Consider the following 1741-nt stretch of genomic DNA (forward strand, 5'->3'; position numbering starts at 1 on the left):
TCGTCGGATCAGCTCCACCGATCCGGCGAACGGAGACCCGGGCGAAGCGAACACTTGACGCACCTCGACCAGACAACCCTTAGCAGCACCCGGGGGTGCAGTTCTATCGCACCCCCGGGGGATGCCTCCCGGCGAGGGGCTCTTGCTCTTGCTCTTTCGCTTTGTGTGGTTGCACTATCACAAGAAATTTAGGCAATAAAAAACCCGGAAACATCAGCTTGGCGGCGGTGGTTTCCGGGTTTCGGACTGCGAGGCCCGTGGTATGGATTCTACTACAAGTATTGCCCCTGCGTGTCAACCGCAGGCGAGCAGAAAGGTTGATGCCGGCTGTGAAGGGCGCGTGACCGGGGCCGAGGAACGAGGCTACGGTGGCGCGCCCCTTGGCAGTATAGGTAAATCCTCTGTCACGGCCCCGAAGGCTGCCAGAGCCCAGCGCTACCAGGCCCTCACCGTCGCCCGTGGCTGGCTCCGCCGTCTGGCGGTCAAGGACCCTACCAAGCCGTTTGGCTGGCGGGTTCACCTGACCGGCACCTGCCTGTACACCCGCGTCGGCATCCATGTGTCGCTGCACCAGTCGCAGGAGTTCGGCAGCGTGCATTACGGCGACCTGGCCACCTGTGGCAGCGTGTGGGCCTGCCCGCTGTGCGCGGCCAAGATTCAGGCACGTCGGCGCCCTGAGCTGGAAAAGCTCGTCGAGTGGGCGTACGCGCAGGGGTATCAAGTGCAAATGGTGACCTTCACCTTCCCGCACTACGGCTTTCAGCGCCTGGCGCAGCTGATCCCGAACCAGCGGAATGCCTTCAAGGCGATGCGTGAGAAGTCCGGCTATCGCAACATGATGAAGGACGTCGGCTATGTCGGCATGGTCCGGTCGCTGGAGGTCACCCACGGCGCGAACGGCTGGCACCCGCACACCCATGAGCTGTGGATCACGAAGGACCTTACCGAGGCCCGGCGCGGCCACTTCCAGGCGGCTGTCATCAAGCACTGGCGCAACGCCTGCATGAAGGCGGGTCTGCTGCTGGACGATCCGGCGACGGTGTTCGCCTTCGACCTGCACGCGGTCAATATCCAGTGGGATGTCAGTTCGAGTGACTACCTGGCGAAGCAGGACACGTCGCGCTCCTGGGGCATCGATGCCGAGTTGGCGTCGCAGTCGTCGAAGCAAGGGCGCGTCGCCGGCGTTCACCCGCATGAGTTTTTGGTGCGTCAGGCGGAGGGCGATCACGAGCGGTATCTGGAGTATGTCCAGGGCATGCACGGATCGCGTCAGCTCTTCTGGAGCCCTGGCCTCAAGGCCCTGGTGGGCGTCAATGAGGTCTCCGACGAAGAGCTGGCGAAGCGGCAGGACGACAAGGCGTACCTGCTGGGTTTCCTGTCAGCCGAACAGTGGCGGTTCGTTCGCGGCAACGATGCTCGCGCCGAGCTGCTCGACGCGGCCGAAAGCGGGGGTATGCAGGCGGTCCAGGCACTTCTCCTGGCCCTTGGATGCCCGAACGTGGAGTTCCCCGTTCACGGCGCTAATGAAGTTGGCCAAGTCGATTCCCTGGCGCTCGGCCCAGTCAATCAGCTCGATCAGTTGGTTTCTTGACGTCTGGTCCAGTTGCATTTCCATCCTTTGCACCGCTCCTTTGCAGCAAAAGCTCTATCGCTTCGCTGAGTGTGATTTCGTGATCGGTGGCGATTTTTCGTAGCTCTCGCCATACAGCAGGTTTTATGCCAATGGTTTTCAGCCTGTCTT

At 62.1% G+C, this 1741-nt stretch carries 1 protein-coding gene; it reads left to right on the forward strand.

What is annotated here, in order from left to right; all coding sequences use genetic code 11:
* Positions 1 to 340: 340 nt before the first annotated feature.
* On the forward strand, positions 341 to 1591 hold the full coding sequence (locus tag U1R88_RS35405) for a rep family protein (RefSeq protein WP_322435543.1): 1251 nt from the start codon (positions 341 to 343) through the stop codon (positions 1589 to 1591).
* Positions 1592 to 1741: the final 150 nt, after the last annotated feature.

Source organism: Labrys sedimenti (assembly GCF_034424805.1).
In the GTDB taxonomy this organism is placed as follows: Bacteria; Pseudomonadota; Alphaproteobacteria; order Rhizobiales; family Labraceae; genus Labrys; species Labrys sedimenti.